Source organism: Rhizobium sp. RU35A (assembly GCF_900156005.1).
In the GTDB taxonomy this organism is placed as follows: Bacteria; Pseudomonadota; Alphaproteobacteria; order Rhizobiales; family Rhizobiaceae; genus Neorhizobium; species Neorhizobium straminoryzae.
In genome coordinates, this window is record NZ_FTMR01000003.1 from 18,004 (window position 1) to 32,895 (window position 14,892).

At 61.1% G+C, this 14,892-nt stretch carries 15 protein-coding genes; 2 read left to right on the forward strand and 13 right to left on the reverse strand.

The window, feature by feature from the left end; translation table 11 throughout:
* Positions 1 to 102 precede the first annotated feature (102 nt).
* From F3H95_RS08670 to F3H95_RS08705, 8 genes are all read right to left on the reverse strand, one after another.
* Positions 103 to 1,542: an amidase gene (locus F3H95_RS08670; protein ID WP_149745651.1), complete on the reverse strand. Its 1,440-nt coding sequence runs from the start codon at positions 1,540 to 1,542 to the stop codon at positions 103 to 105.
* Positions 1,543 to 1,608: 66 nt separating this feature from the next.
* On the reverse strand, positions 1,609 to 2,832 hold the full coding sequence (locus tag F3H95_RS08675; RefSeq protein WP_149745652.1) for an MFS transporter: 1,224 nt from the start codon (positions 2,830 to 2,832) through the stop codon (positions 1,609 to 1,611).
* Positions 2,833 to 2,842: 10 nt separating this feature from the next.
* On the reverse strand, positions 2,843 to 3,784 hold the full coding sequence (locus F3H95_RS08680; protein WP_149745653.1) for a transporter: 942 nt from the start codon (positions 3,782 to 3,784) through the stop codon (positions 2,843 to 2,845).
* Between the two features lie 63 nt (positions 3,785 to 3,847).
* Positions 3,848 to 4,876, reverse strand: coding sequence for a helix-turn-helix domain-containing protein (locus F3H95_RS08685; RefSeq protein ID WP_149745654.1), 1,029 nt, complete (start codon positions 4,874 to 4,876; stop codon positions 3,848 to 3,850).
* Between the two features lie 171 nt (positions 4,877 to 5,047).
* Positions 5,048 to 5,773 carry an ABC transporter ATP-binding protein gene (locus tag F3H95_RS08690; protein ID WP_143127414.1) on the reverse strand — a complete coding sequence of 242 codons (726 nt, stop codon included), beginning with the start codon at positions 5,771 to 5,773 and terminating at the stop codon, positions 5,048 to 5,050.
* Complete coding sequence (locus tag F3H95_RS08695) at positions 5,770 to 7,530, reverse strand: branched-chain amino acid ABC transporter ATP-binding protein/permease (RefSeq protein WP_149745655.1); 1,761 nt, start codon at positions 7,528 to 7,530, stop codon at positions 5,770 to 5,772. The genes F3H95_RS08690 and F3H95_RS08695 overlap by 4 nt, the downstream gene beginning before the upstream one ends.
* Position 7,531: 1 nt before the next feature.
* Positions 7,532 to 8,587 (reverse strand): branched-chain amino acid ABC transporter permease, encoded by a 1,056-nt coding sequence (locus F3H95_RS08700; protein WP_149745656.1) that lies wholly within the window; start codon positions 8,585 to 8,587, stop codon positions 7,532 to 7,534.
* Positions 8,588 to 8,680: 93 nt separating this feature from the next.
* Positions 8,681 to 9,811 carry an ABC transporter substrate-binding protein gene (locus tag F3H95_RS08705; protein WP_244617964.1) on the reverse strand — a complete coding sequence of 377 codons (1,131 nt, stop codon included), beginning with the start codon at positions 9,809 to 9,811 and terminating at the stop codon, positions 8,681 to 8,683.
* Positions 9,812 to 9,841: 30 nt separating this feature from the next.
* Between F3H95_RS08705 and F3H95_RS27135 the strand changes: the two genes are divergently transcribed.
* Together F3H95_RS27135 and F3H95_RS08710 are read left to right on the forward strand one after the other, a co-directional pair.
* A complete protein-coding gene (locus F3H95_RS27135) occupies positions 9,842 to 10,105 on the forward strand; it encodes a hypothetical protein (protein ID WP_188134356.1) in 264 nt (87 codons plus the stop codon).
* 313 nt (positions 10,106 to 10,418) lie between these two features.
* Positions 10,419 to 10,841 carry a MarR family transcriptional regulator gene (locus tag F3H95_RS08710; protein WP_210245913.1) on the forward strand — a complete coding sequence of 141 codons (423 nt, stop codon included), beginning with the start codon at positions 10,419 to 10,421 and terminating at the stop codon, positions 10,839 to 10,841.
* 14 nt (positions 10,842 to 10,855) lie between these two features.
* Here F3H95_RS08710 and F3H95_RS08715 read toward each other — a convergent pair whose 3' ends face one another.
* The 5 genes from F3H95_RS08715 to F3H95_RS08735 are packed head-to-tail and all read right to left on the reverse strand — an operon-like array spanning position 10,856 to position 14,876.
* Positions 10,856 to 11,368, reverse strand: a complete 513-nt coding sequence (locus tag F3H95_RS08715) for a flavin reductase (RefSeq protein ID WP_149745658.1) — start codon at positions 11,366 to 11,368, stop codon at positions 10,856 to 10,858.
* A gap of 2 nt (positions 11,369 to 11,370) precedes the next feature.
* Positions 11,371 to 12,339 (reverse strand): PDR/VanB family oxidoreductase, encoded by a 969-nt coding sequence (locus F3H95_RS08720; RefSeq protein WP_143127408.1) that lies wholly within the window; start codon positions 12,337 to 12,339, stop codon positions 11,371 to 11,373.
* 10 nt (positions 12,340 to 12,349) lie between these two features.
* On the reverse strand, positions 12,350 to 13,111 hold the full coding sequence (locus tag F3H95_RS08725; RefSeq protein WP_149745659.1) for an SDR family oxidoreductase: 762 nt from the start codon (positions 13,109 to 13,111) through the stop codon (positions 12,350 to 12,352).
* On the reverse strand, positions 13,111 to 13,605 hold the full coding sequence (locus F3H95_RS08730) for an aromatic-ring-hydroxylating dioxygenase subunit beta (protein ID WP_143127406.1): 495 nt from the start codon (positions 13,603 to 13,605) through the stop codon (positions 13,111 to 13,113). Before F3H95_RS08730 ends, F3H95_RS08725 begins: the two co-directional genes overlap by 1 nt.
* Complete coding sequence (locus F3H95_RS08735) at positions 13,602 to 14,876, reverse strand: Rieske 2Fe-2S domain-containing protein (RefSeq protein WP_143127405.1); 1,275 nt, start codon at positions 14,874 to 14,876, stop codon at positions 13,602 to 13,604. Before F3H95_RS08735 ends, F3H95_RS08730 begins: the two co-directional genes overlap by 4 nt.
* Positions 14,877 to 14,892 lie beyond the last annotated feature (16 nt).

Here is a 14,892-nt window from a genome sequence, read left to right on the forward strand (position 1 = left end):
GCAGCCGCCGAAGGGGCTGCCCGGAAGAGATGGATCGATATCGGCCGGCACGCTGATCCTCCTGTCACGAGGATCAGCGCATCACACCATTCGGACATTATGTCAAAGGGCGTTCAATGGTGGAATCCGGTGCTCCCACGGCGACGCCTGTTCGAGTTGGGCAGCCAGCGCAAACAAAAGCGGTTCTGCGCCGAAGGTCGCTGCAAATTGCGATCCGATCGGCAGACCTTCCCTGTTCCAGTGCAAGGGCACCGACATGGCAGGCTGCCCGGTGGCGTTGAACAGCGCGGTAAACGGTGAGAAAGAGTGGAACCTATCAATGACGGTAGCGATCGTATCCTCATCCTTGATGTCGAAGTCGCCGATCTTTGCCGGTGGACGCGCCATGGTCGGCGTCAGGAGAACATCGTAACGCTGGAAGAGATGCGCCATGCGTCGACCGAATGCATGGATATAGTCGACGGCTGCCGCATACTCCGCACCGCTGAGATGTCCCTTGTCGCGCAAGATGACGCGATGGCGGGCTTCCAGCGCCTGCTCGTCCATAGGATGGCCCGCAATGCGGCCGAGGAAGTTCATCAGGCTTCGGGTTTGAGAGCCGATGATCGTGAAGACGTGATCATAGAAGTCGAGCCCCTCGACCGGCAATGCCGTCTCCTCGACCTGGTGGCCAAGCGCTTCACACAGTTTCGCGGTTTTCTGAACGGCTTCGATGCAATCATCATGGCTCTGCCAGGGCGCCATGTGGGAAACAAGGCCGATGCGAAGGGCTTTCGGTGGTGCGCCGGTGGCCGCAGACAGAAGCGTCTGGGCATGATGCGGCGCGGCATAGGGGGCGCCGAGATCGGCGCCGGCCAGTTGATCGAGCGCAGCGGCGCTGTCGCGCACGGAGATGCTGATAACATGACTTGTGCTCATGCCGGCCCATCCCTCTCCAACGGCCGGCCCCATCGGCGTCAGGCCCCTGGACGGCTTCAGGCCGAACACGCCGCAGGCGGAGGCCGGCACCCGCAAGGAGCCGCCGCCATCATTGCCATGGGCAACAGGAAGTACCCGGGCGGCCACCATCGCGGCTGCCGCCCCGCTCGATCCGCCACAGATGTGCTCTGTCGACCAGGGATTACGACTGGCGCCGAACAGACGTGATTCAGTAGAGTACGAGCTGCCGAATTCCGGGGAGGTCGTGGTGCCGAAGATCGTGAAGCCCGTGCGGCGGAAACGCGTGACCAGTTCCGCGTCGAAGGGCATGACATTGTCCTTCAGCAGAAGCGATCCGTTGGTCATCCGCGCGCCCTTCACGGGCGTGAACAGATCTTTGGTCAGCAATGGTACGCCCGCAAAGGGACCGGAAGCCTTATCGGATTGGGCGTTGTTCTCCGCCGTTTCATAAAGCCTTTCGGCGATTGCGTTCAGCTGGGGGTTAACCCTTTCGACCTTCGCAATCGCATCCGAGAGCGCTTCGGCCGGGGTGAGTGTGCCCTTGCGGATCTGAGCCGCAAGCTCAAGACCGTCAACAGTCGTCTTGGTGGCTGAAACATTCATCGAGGAGTGCCTTTCAGTGTCTGTGCAAGAGTGGCGCCATGTCGGACGCCGCCTGAAAAATGCGGTTCAGCCATTCCCTGTCTGCGCAGGCTCGCGGCTTTTCGAGGCGCCGACGAACAGCCAGGCCAAAGCCATCAGCGCCGTGACCACTCCCCAGATCACAATGGCGGCTGCAAGACCCGCCGGAATGCCGCCAAATGGCGCGGCAATGGCCGCGACAATCAGGGGGCTGGCGAACTGGCCGAGGTAAAGGCATGAGGTAAAGCCGCCGATACCGCGGGCACGCAAGCCTGCGGGCAGTTTCATGAGAAGCGGGAGCGATGCATTCGAAACAAGGAAGCCTGCGCCAAATCCCTGCAGGACCATGGCAACCAGAACAACCGGGTAGGACGGCGCAAGCGACAGGACGAACAGGCCGCAAGCCATGAACCACAGCAAACATGCGTTGACACGAGCAACGCCGATCCGATCCCGGAAGAATGGCCACGCAATGGAGCCAAGCAGCGTGCAGAGAATGGCAAGCCCTGCCGCAGCGCCGATCAATGACGTGGATGTCACGCCAAGGCCAACCAGCACCGTGGGCGTCTGCACGGTCACGACGAAGCAGGTGACCATGCCTGCAAAGATCAGGAAATAGGAACCGGCAATGGTTGATGCGATCTTCTGCTGTGGACGTTTTGGCGCAGAAGCTTCCTCACCGCGCCGATCAGGCTCCCAAAGCCAGGCGATAACAGCGGGTATGATCAGCAGCGGCGCCAGATAGAGGAAGAACGGCGTACGCCATGATCCCTCTCCGGCAATGCCGCCGATGACGAAGAACAAGGCGCCGACAACACCGATCGTGATCACCTGTCGGTTGATGTAGCGCATGCGGTCAGCCGGCGCCCAGTAATCGGCGATCAGCGTTGTGCAGCAAGTCATGATGATCGCTTCGGCACAGCCGAACAGCAGGCGCGACAGCACGATGAGCTTGATATCTCCGATCACGGCCGGCAGCGCGCCAAACAGCGCGTAGAGAAGACAACCGATCAACAGCATCCTTTTTCGACCGAGAACATCGGCCAGCACGCCGGCGATCGGCGCGAAGAGGGCGATTGCAAGGGCCGGAGCTGCAACGATCAATGGGATGAGATCGACGGAACCCGGATCCGTCGCTGCAAACTCGGCTGTGATCTTCGGAAGCATGGGCGCGATCATGACCGAGCCCATGATCGTCAAACTGCTTGCGAACTGGATGATCAGTCCCTGCTTCGAACCGGCGGATCGCGTGATGGACGTCACGTGGCTCATGGTGACCCCCTCAGAAGCTCATGGCCAGACGAAGGGCCACGTTGTAGCCTTCGGCGCGGTTTTCGGCTCCAAACTCCTTGTAGGCATGCAGCGTGACAAGCGGCAGGCCGGGTTTGAAGTAGCTGATGGCAGGCCCGGCTGCAAAGACGCGCGCCCGGTTCCCGTCGCCTGCACCCGGCCCCTTGTCATCGCTGATCTGCTGGTAAGCGTAACCACCGACGCCGAGGGTCCAGGCATCGATGTGCTGGCCGACGGCAAATTCCTGCTTGTACTCGATGCCGCTGCGATAGTTGGTGTCGGTGTTGGTCGTGTTGAAGTTCAGGTTGGCCTGCGTCGAGATCTCGAAGCCGGTGTCCGAAATGTAGGTGGCCCCGACGACAGGCGTGAAGGTCCAGTGGTTGACGCCGGTGTTGAACGCATTGGAGGTGCTGTAGGAGCCGGTTGGCATCTGGATCTGCAGGCCTGCCGTTATGAAAAGGTTCGGCGGGGTATCCCATGCGAGGAGGAGTGGCATGATCTGGGCGTCGCCCAGCCCAAAATCATCCCCGGAAAGTTGGAGCGGACCGCCGGGTGTTGGTACGTTCAGCCGACCACTGATGTTCATCAAAGGCAGAACGCCACCGAAGCCGAGCCGTGCACCGAACAGCTGCAGGTCTGTCATGTAGAAATAGGCGAGAGCGACGGTTTCCACATCGAGATGGAAGTCATTCGGGATCTCACGACCAGCTCCGTCCCGGAGGGACGACGCCGAGTAATAGGTGCTCCTGATCCCGAAGGTCCCGTATGGCGAACTGGGTGGCAGCATGCCGGCACCGAAATCGGTCACGCCCATCGGGGTGATCGTTCCGCCCTGCTCAACCGCACCGGCAGGTGTCGAAAGCAGCATTGCGACGGAAAGAGCTGAAAATGCAAAGGCGGTCGCGCGCCTGCGCGCAGTCTGAGTGTCAAACATCAATGTTCCCCAGGTTTCTAATCGAACCAATTGGGGAATTGTAAAAACGCAAATGGCGTCGCGTTATCCGTTTTGGGAAGTGTCTTGCGTTTTGCTGCGCCCGACCAGGCTCTCGCCAGGGCGCAGCGTTTCGGACGGCAGTTCTGCGAACATCTCCCGGTAATCGGCAGCAAACCGGCTCAGATGCCAAAAGCCCCATTGTGCGGCGATGTCACCGATCACGACGTGCCGGTTCTCGCGTCGGGACCGGATCAGGGCCTTGCGAACCATATTCAGCCGTTCCGCCCGGATGAACTCCGTAGCCGGCAGCCCAACCGAATTGTTGAAGCAGGTTTGCAGGTGGCGACGACTGATCCCGAGATGAGCGGCAACCTCCGATACGGTCGGCAATTCGCTGATGTCGCGAAACATCAATCGGCGTGCCTTGTCGATCGTGAGCTTGTTGTTGGTATCGCTGACCGCCTCGATCTTGCGTGCGGATGTGATCACCGTGAGGAGAATGTCGGTTACGAAATCCCGTGCCGATGATTCCATAGAGCCTTTATGCGGCGGTCGTGTGCCGTTCGGTGCGAACAGCAACTGTGAAAACAGGCTGGTAAAGGCCGGTGCCTGGCTATGCCACATGGCGATCGACGCGTAGGCACGGATATAGCCCGCCAGCCTTTCATGTCCGCGCTGTCCGAGCTGATCTGCAAGCCATTGGCGGTCAATTGCGATATAGACCAGGTCAAGGGTGTGGGGGGTGAGAATTTCTGGCAGAAATTGGCCATCGACCATGAGACTGATTTCGGGATCGACCTCATGCCCGGAAAGCCAGCCATTGCCCTCTGCGTTGAGAACAAAGCTCAGGACAAGGGAGCCCGGCCAGCTCAGGCCCCGTTTCAGAAGCGTCTTGTCCGTCCGCTCATGAAAGATCTGGATGGTGTCCAGTTGCGTCACGGACAGCGAGTAGGTGATCCTGCCTGGCGACATCTGCAGAAGGTCCATGTCCCAGCCCGGCATGACGAGCATGGCGTCATCGATTGAATTCACCTTGTGTGCGGAGAACTGCTGCCGTTGGCAGTCGGCACGGATATCAAAAGCAGATGCCACCTTTCATGCCTCCCAGTTGTTGCAGCCATGCGAGCGCCTTCTTTTCCCATGTTCCACAGTATTTTCTTCTGGCGCTCGATATGTGCGACCGACAGGACACCTTGCCGGGCGCTTTCGCATTTCCGGCAGCCGCCTTTAAGCGCTGCCGGACTCATGATACGCGATTGCAGCCTATTCGACACCGCCGCCCAGATAGGTCGCCACGACCCGAGGGTCAGCCGCCATGCCTGATGCCGGACCTTCCAGCACAAACTCGCCGGTATCCATGACATAGGCATAATCGGCGACATCCAGTGCCGCGCGCGCGTTCTGTTCCACAAGCAGGATCGACACGCCCTGGTCACGCAATGCACGGACGCGCATCAGGACATCGCGCACGATGGTCGGTGCCAGGCCGAGACTGGGCTCGTCAAGCAGCAGCAGGCGCGGTTGTGCCATCAGTGCCCGACCGATGGCGAGCATCTGTCGCTCGCCGCCGGACAGGGTTTGCGCCAGCTGTGTCTGTCGCTCCGCCAGACGTGGAAATTGCTCGAAGACGCTGTCGAGACTTTTCCTGACGAAAGCCTTGTCTCTGCGTCGGACAAAGGCGCCAAGCAGAAGATTGTCGATGACCGGCATGTCGCCGAACAGCGCACGCTGTTCGGGCACAAGGCAGAAGCCCTGCTCCACCCGGTCTTCGACGGTCATCCGCAAGAGGTCCTGCCCGCGGTAACTAGCCCGCCCGCCGGATGGCAACAGACCGGCTGCAGCGGAGAGAAGCGTCGTCTTGCCAGCGCCGTTCGCTCCGATGACGGTGATGATCTGCCCCTCCTCCAGCCGAAGGTGGATCCCGCGAACCGCCTCCACCTTTCCGTAGGACACGCGGAGGTCGTTCAGTTCCAGCAAGACGCTGCTCATGCGAGACCTCCGAGATAGGCTTCCTGGACGGCGGGATCCTTGCGAATGGTGGCTGGATCACCTTCCCGCAACTTCTGTCCGAACACCATGACGACGATCCGGTCGACGAGATTCATCACGAAGTCCATGTCGTGTTCGACGATGAGAATGGTCAGGCCATCCTGCCGCAGCTTGCGAAGGAGGGTAGCGAGCGCGTCCTTCTCCTTCTTGCGGAGGCCGGCGGCCGGCTCATCGAGGATCAACAGCACCGGATCAAGGGCCAGCGCGCGTGCAATTTCGAGCACGCGCTGCTGGCCGAGCGGGAGGTCGCCAGCCAGATCATGGGCACGGTCGGCAAGGCCAACCTGCCCGAGCCGCAACAAGGCTTCGTGACGGGCTCGTTCCTCTTCCAGTCGGTCGAGCCTGAGACCGCCCTTGATGTAGCCCGCGCCGGTTCGCAGATAGGTGCCGCTGACCACATTGTCGAGCAGTGTCATGCCTGGTCGCAACTTCACATGCTGGAAGGTGCGCGCGCAGCCGAGTCTGGCGATTTCGCGTTGTGAAAGACGGCTGGCGTCCTTGCCTAGAAACCGTACGGTGCCGCTGCTGACGGCGAGCGTTCCCGTGATCAGGTTGAACATCGTGCTTTTACCGGCGCCATTGGGGCCGATCAGTCCAACGATTTCGCCGGCCCTGACATCGAAACTCACCTTATTGACGGCAATAAGCCCACCAAAGCGTCGCTCGACGGCTTCGACCTCAAGCACCGGCTCTCCGCGGGGCGGCAATTGCCGTGTGGGCAGGCCGCCGACATTCGCCTTGACGGTGCGAGGCGTGCTTCTGACACGCTTGAGAACCATCGGCATGAAGCCACCTGCGGCAAAGCGCAAGATCAGAAGCAGCATCAGGGCGAAGGCGACCTGTTCAAGCTGCGCCGGATTATCCGTCAGATGCGGCAGGAAATCCTGAAGCCAGTTTTTGATCAGTACGATCAAGCCGGAGCCCACGGTTGCACCGGCAACCTGCGATGCACCGCCGGTCATCGCCATCAGCAGATATTCGATGGAAATCTTCACATCGAAGGGTGCCGGACTGATGAAACGCGTCATATGCGCGTAGAGCCAGCCCGCCAGGCCTGAAAAGATGCCGGCGATGAGAAAGACGCGCAGACGTGTACCGAAGGTGTCCATGCCGACGCTGCCCATCAGATGAGCCCCGCCGCGCAGGAGACGCAGGGCCCGGCCCTCGCGGGAATCCAGCAGGTTCAGACTAAAGAGCGTTGCCAGAAGCACGACGACCCAGATGAGATAATACATCGCGATCTGGGACATGAATGACACCGGTCCGAGCGTGATCGGCGGAATGTTCAAGAGGCCGCTGTGGCGACCGAGCGGCTCGAGGTTGCCGAACAGGTAGTAGATCGAGAGCCCCCAAGCAATCGTCGAGAGTGGCAGGAAATGCCCGCCGAGCTTGAGAGTGATCGCTCCGATGGCCAACGCACTGACAGCGGTGAGCGCGAGGGCAAAAACAAGGCCGAGCCAGGGCGACCAGCCGAGCGCCGTTGTCAGCCAGCCCGTGGTATAGGCGGCAATACCCACAAAGGCTGCCTGGCCAAATGACATCATGCCACCTATGCCGGTCAGGAGGACGAGGCCCAGCACCACGAGCGAGCTGACGCCCACATGGCTCATGAGCGTGACGAGGAAAGGCGAGCCGACAACAGGCAGAGCCAGCAGAACAACCACCACGATGAGGGAGAGCAGACGTGCACTGATCATGTCAGGCAAACTCCTCTATTTCTTCGTCACCGTCGCGGTGGACACTGAACGACCGCCAGATCAGCACGGGAATGACCGCGCTGAAGATGATGATTTCCTTGTAATCGCTGGCAAGGAACGAGGCCCAGCTCTCCAGAACGCCGACGAAGACCGAACCGATGGCAGTGATGGGGTAGCTCGCCATCCCGCCGATAATCGCCCCGACAGAGGCTTTGAGCCCGATCATGAAGCCGGAATCGTAATACATGGTCGTCACGGGTGCGATCAGGATCCCGACAATTGCGGCAAGTCCCGAGGCGATCAGGTATGCCATGGTGGCTGCCCTCTCCGGGCGAATGCCCACGAGACGCGCGCCAACCCGGTTCGATGCCGTTGCCCGCAGCGCCTTGCCGGTCATGGAACGCCCGAAGAACAGATAGAAGACGAGGCTCAGCAGCAGTGCCACGATCATCATGAGCAACTGCTGGGCAGGGATCACGACGCTATCGGACAGTGAAATGATACCGTCCAGGATTGGCGTCGTACGAACCCCCTCCGGTCCGAACGCGATCAGGCCGATACCGGCGATCAGGTAATGCGCCGCGATGGCAACGATGAAGAGGATCAGAGTGGAGGATGCCGCCAGCGGCCGGAGCATCAGCCGGTCGATCAGCACGCCCATGGGCAGGATCAGGGCTATGGTGGTTAAAATCCGGAGCACTTCAGGCACGTCCTGTCTGGCGATTACCAGTCCGATGCCGCAGGGAATGAGCGGCAGGACACCATAGAGCAAAAGGGCTCTCGGTATGCGTCTGGTCGCACCGTTGCGCAGCAGCGTGCTGCATTCGGCCAGACAGGCAAGACCGGCCATGGCGGCAACCAGCCAGATCGAGCCGGGAACCGTGCGGCCCTGGAAGGCAGCAAGCGTCAGCGCCGCAAAGGCTGCGATGTCGCCGGAGGGAATGAAGATGACGCGTGTGACGGAAAAGACGAGCACGAAGCCCAATCCCGCGAGCAGATAGATCGCCCCGGTCGACAGCCCGTCGACCAGCAAAATGAGAATAATGTCCAGAGACATCCTGATACTCCTGAACATGATGGCAGACGATCCCGGCCAGGGATCGGTGAAATGCGGTGGGCATTTTCCGCCCACCGCCTCTGCATCCATGCTTCAGGACATCAGTTGCCAGTCCCCCTTTTCCAGTTTGACGAGAACCCGCGATCGTTCGTCATTGCCGTAACGGGAGCCGGGCTTGAAATTGTAGACGCCGTGCGAGCCGACGACGTCGTGCGCGTTGGTCAGCGCATCCCGCAACGCCAGCTTGAACTGCGCTGTCCCGGGTTCAGCCGTCTTGATGGCGATTTCGGCGGCCGCCACGAAGAGCACCCAGGCATCGAAGGAATAACCGGAAAAGGCGTTCGGCACGGCATCGGGGACGGTTGCCTTCAAGGCCTTGGCAAATTCCCGAGAGACGGCCTTGGTTGGATTGGAGTCCGGAAGCTGTTCGAAAACGACAACAGGGCCGGTCGATGCGATCAGGCCTTCAACGGCGGCACCGCCAACCTTGACGAAGGCGGGATTGATGATGGCGGGCGTGCCGTAAAACTGTCCCTTGTAACCGCGCTCGCGCAGGGCAAGGTACGGCAGTGCACCGGGCGTTCCCGATCCGCCTGCCATGAAGACGTCCGGTCGCGTCGCGAAAACCTTCAACGCCTGCCCCGTTACCGAAGTGTCGGCGCGCGCGTAACGCTCGTTGGAGGTGACCTTGATGCCCGCTTCGGGGCCGGATTGCATCAACGCATTGTAAACCAGATCGCCCCATGGATCGGCAAAGCCCATATAGCCCACGGACTTCACCCCCGTTTGCTTCATATGTGCAACCGCACCGGCGATCATCAGCGGTGCCGGTTGCGGAACGGTAACGGTCCAGGCTCCGGGTTCACCCTGCGGGTCAGCGTTTGCAATGCAGATCAGTGGCGTCTTGGTTTCGGCACAGACCGTTGCAATGGCGAGGGATCCCGGAGAGCCCGCAGTTCCAATGATCACGTCAACATTGTTCTCCTGGATCAGCTTGCGGGCGTTAACGGCCGCATTGGTAGGATCGGAGGCATCGTCGAGTGCGATCAGCTTGACGGATTTGCCGCCCACCTGGCTCTTGAAGGCAAGCGCGGCCTTCATCCCCTGATCATAGGGGATCCCGAGCGAAGACACCGCTCCGGACATGGAGGTAATAAAGCCGACAACGATTGTGCCATCTGCAGCGCGGGCCCTTGATACGAACCCGCCTGGAAATGCAGACAGTGCAGCAACCGCAGCAACGGCGCCGCCTCCTTGCCGGAGAAACTGCCTGCGGTCCACTTGCTTCGCGTCTCGGGCAAGCAACGACTGGAGAGATCTGAGATTTTTCATGTTCCGTTCCCCAAAGATATGATCGAGATATCGATCGTGGATCTCCGGATGCCGCGAGCCTTGTTCACCCTGTCAGTCATCCGGCAAAGCTTCGCCGTTGGCAGCTTTCGTGCAGAAAAGCGCCATGGCATGGTCTGGCCTTTCGGCCCTATGGGAGAAAATTCACGTGAAAAAGCTACTTTTTGACCTGCGCTTTTTCAAGTATTTTCTGTGTTCCTCGTCGGTTTCTTGTTCAATTTCAAACTTATCCGTCCCTCGCGTCATATCGCACAATGTCCCTTCCCTTTCGGGAACGTCGATTGTCCGCGAGCGTGCGGCAGTTGCGAATAGTGGAATTTTCCACTATCGGCTTCTGCGTCGACACGGCGCAAAGCAGTCCTCCCGCATCTGCGCCACGCTTGTTCGCAAGACCCAAAAGACCTAACAGTCGCGAGACACCATGTTTGAGAAACCAGCATCCGATGCCGCTGGCCACATCGGCGTAGCAGCAGAAAAGCGAATGAAGAAAGACTGGCCGTTCTACTGGGTTTCCCGTGTGAGTGCGCGCTATTCCCAAGTTCTGGAACGCCGCCTGAAGCCGCTCGATCTCGATGTGGCGCGCTGGCGGGTGCTGATGTCGCTCTACGAGGACGAGCATCTCAGCGTCTCGGAAATCGCCGATTATGCCGTCATCAAGCTGAACACAGTCACCAAGATCGTGCAGCGCATGATTGCCGACGGCCTGGTCGTCACCCGTGTGCGGCCGAGTGACGGGCGAGTGACGGAAGTCTGCCTGACCCCGGAGGGAGACCGGTTGCGGCGCCTTGCCCGCAAGGAGGCGGACCAGGTGTTCGCCGCGTCCTTCGTCAACATCACGCCCGACGAACTGGCGCAGTTGAATGGCCTGCTCGAAAAGGTCTTCCTGCAGCTCGAAGGGGCGTGAGGCGTCATTCATCGTCAGTGTGTTTCCAACGGATGGAAGGCACGGTCGAACCAGACTAGTCCGTGCGCATGTCCTTCTGCCACTTCGGTCGTGTCCACTTCGCAAAAGAACACGCTGTGCGTTCCGCGCGCCTGCCGATCGACGATGCGGCAGTCGAAGGCGACTGCCGCATCTGCAAGAACCGGCGCACCGGTTGCCCTGGTGTACCACTCGGTGCTTGCGAAACGGTCCTCGCCGGTCCATCGGGCGAAGGCACGCGACAGGTCCTGATGCGCCGGGCTCAAGACATTGACGCAGATTGCGCCATTTTCCACGAAGGCATCATGCGAAAAGGCCTTGCGGTTGATGCAGACGAGCAGCGTCGGCGGCTGGTCTGTCACGGAGCAGACGGCCGAGACGGTCAGCCCATGGCGGCCCGCCGGGCCGTCGGTGGTGACGATGTTGACGGCCGCGCCGAGCCGGCTCATGCCGTTGCGAAAGGCGAGCGCTTCCGGAGAAGGGACAGGGGGTATGGCTTCTTGGGTCATGGTCAGACATCCAGTACCAGGGTGGGGGTGGCAGCCCGCGAGCAGCAGGCGCAGATCATTGAGCATTCCTCGCGTTCCTCGTCGGTGAGGAACTTGTCGCGATGGTCGGGTATGCCTTCGAGCACGTCGGTGACGCAGGTGCCGCAGACGCCTTCCTCGCACTTCACTTCGATCTTCACGCCGGCGGCCGCGAGTGCCTTGGCGATCGTGTTGCCGGCCTCGACGCGCACTGTGACACCGGAGCGTTTCGCCACGACCTCGAAGCCGCCGCCGGACTGGTCGACATCGGCCGAGAAATATTCGCGGTGAACGTTCGCCCTCGCATGGCCGGCGCTTTCCGCCGTGTTGATCACCCAGTCCATGAAGCCCTGCGGGCCGCAAACGTAGAGATGCGTGCCGGGAGCAGGTTTCGGCAGGTCGCGGGCGAGATCGAGCCGCTGTTCTGCCGGCTGGTCATCAAAGTGGAAGACCACCTTGTCGGCCCAGGGGGCGGCGGCAATGAGGTTCTTGAAGGCCGTCACGCCGTGCGATCGTGTGCAGTAATGCAGAACGAAGTCCCGGTTCAGTGCGTGGAGGCGCTGCGCCATGGCGAGCATCGGCGTAATCCCGATGCCGCCGCCGAGAAGGACGGAGGTTTCCGCCGTCTCTTCCAGTGGGAAGTGGTTGCGCGGACCCTCGACGTCGAAGCTGGTGCCGACTTGTGCCAGCTTGTGGACGGCCACGGAACCGCCGCGTGATTTCGGGTCGCGCAACACGCCGATCTCGTAAGCCTCTGACTTTGCCGGATCGGAGCAGAGCGAATACTGCCGCCACAGATCCGTCGACCCATCCTGAAGGTGCAGATCGAGATGCGCGCCGGCTTCGAAGGCCGGAAGCGCAGCGCCCGAGGCTTCGACGAGCCGCAGGCGCAGGATGTTGCCGGGCTCCTCGATGCGCTCGGCGACTTTCAGTTTCAGCGTGTTCGTGCCCATGGTTCTCCCCTCACCGCATGTAGATGCCGCCATTGACGTCCCAGCAGGCGCCATTGACGAAGGATGCTTTCGGTCCGGCCAAGAGCGCCACCAGTTCGGCGACGAAGACCGGATCGCCCAATTGGCCGACCGGGATATTGGCAAGTGCCGCTGCCATCTTGTCTGGCGTGATCACCGAGCGGACCATGGGCGTATCCATGGGGCCGGGTGCGATCGCATTGCAGGTCACGCCGAAGGGCGCGAGATCGCGGGCAAACACCTTGGTCAGCGTCAGGATCGCGCCCTTGGAGGCGGCGTAATGCGCGCCCGTCGCCGTGCCGCCGTTCTGCCCCGCCAGCGAGGCCAGATTGACGATGCGGCCATAGCCGCGTTCCTTGAAATGCCGGCCGAAGATCTGGCTGCCGGCAAAGGTACCGCCGGCATTGGTGGCCAGGATGGCGTTGAAATCGGCCGGGTCGATGTCGAGCACCGGCTTGACCGCCGTGCGCGCGGCATTGTTGACCAGCACTTCCACCGAGCCCCAGCGCTCGACGCATTTGTCGAGAACCTCCTGGAAATCGGCAGGTCTTGTGACGTCGAGCGTCGCCGTCAGGGCTGTTTCGCCGGCGAGATCGAGTTCGGAGGCAAGCGATGCCCCCGCATCCGCCTCGATGTCGGTGATCACGACCCGGAAACCTTCGCGGTGGAGGGCGCGTACGATCTCGGCCCCAAGGCCGCGTGCGCCGCCCGTCACCACGGCGGTCTGGATCTTTTCGGGAAGCGGGGCCGCCATCAGAACAGATAGCTGAACGAATTCAGCATCCCATCAGAGTTGAGCAGCCGCACCACCTTGGTGCGGATCCTGAAGCCGTCTGCGGAGGCGACGAGCGTGTGCTTCATGTTCGCCGCCCAGACACGCTGGCGGCCGAACTTGTCCTCGACCACATGCTCGGCACTCGAAACCGTGACCGTATCGCCCTCGACGCTGTCAATGACGAAGCGGGATACGGTACGAACGGTCTGTGCCGGCGGGGCCGAGGAGATCGAAAAGCCCTGCTGGAAGCGCTGGATGCGATCGCGCCGCATACGGTCATTGTCGTGGCAGAGGTTGAGCTGGTTGTCGAAATCCTCGCCTTCGCCGATCGGCAGCGTGTAGAAACCTTCCGCCAGCCAGAGCGCCAGCCAGCCATCGTAATCCTTGGCATCAAGCAGGTCGGCCTCGGCCCAGAGGAAGGCGCTGACCTTTTGCAGGAGCGCCAGATCGTCGATCCTGGTCATCATGTTCATAGCGACATCATCCTCTTCCACATCTTGTAGGCGGCGCGCATGCCGGTTTCGGCGCTGATATGGCCGCGCGGGCCGAGCGCGCCGGGCTGTTCGTCGATCAGGCCGCGATTGACGAGGATCGGCAGATCCTCGCCGCCCTTGGTGCCGCGCTGGACGCGCTCCCACACTTCCGCATCATCGGGAGAGCCAAAGCCCATCGGGCCCTGGAAATGCTCGTGCAGGCGCATGCGCATGCGGTTGGCTGCGGCCGGCCCGCCGTCCATGCCGAGCGCGATGTGGCGGATGTCGGTCCGTTCCACATTGACCGGGGTCAGCACGCGGAAGAAGGCGAGCGAGAAGGAGACATTCGGGAAGAGGTTGAGATTGAAGCCCGCCCCGCCGACGGCGCGCACGATCTTCTTGACCTGGTCTTCCGGATAGCCCCCGTTACGCAGTTCCTGCACGAGCGGCAGGAAACGCTCCTCGACCGGATCATCGAGGTGTTCATCGAGATCGATGCGCTCCGGGATCATGACCATGACGGAATGGCCGTTGCCGAGATCCTCGACAAAACCCTTGCCGGTTTCGAGGAATTTGAACGCCTCTTCCGCATCGCCGTCGAGTGACTGCATGAAGCTCTTGTGCACGACGGGGAAGTGATAGGCGTCGGTCGTGTTCTCCAGCTGCACCTTCCAGTTCATCGGCACGGTGAACTGATGCTCGCCGAGAACCTTGACCGGAAAACCGCCGCCCTGCTTCATGAAGAGGTCGATGTATCGGCGCACTTCCGGGCCGAGGAAGTCGACCAGCGGCTCGACATCATCGTTGAAGGTCGCGAAGATCATGCCGTTGTAGGTTTCTGTGCGCAGCTTCTTCAGGCCATGCGCACCCTTGTCGAAATCCTCGCCATACTGCTCCGGATAGGGCAGGCCGCGCAGCGAGCCATCAAGACCGTAGCCCCAGCCGTGATAGGGGCACTGGAAGGAGGAAGTTTTGCCCTTCTTCACCTCGCAGACGGTGGCGGCGCGGTGGCGACACCGGTTGACGAGGACGTTCACCTCGCCCTTGCGATCACGCACGACGATGACGGGTTCCAGCCCGACATTCGACAGCTTGAACGAGCCCTTGTCGGCGAGTTCGCTGTCATGGGCGACCCAGACCCAGGTACGCTTGAAGATGCGTTCCATCTCTTCGTTGAAGAGGTCAGCATCCTCGTACATCGAAGTCGCCACCCTTGCGTCGGGCGTATAGAGCGCGTCGAGATCGTTGAATTTTTCATGAGCCTGCAACATGGCTGCTCCTCTCATA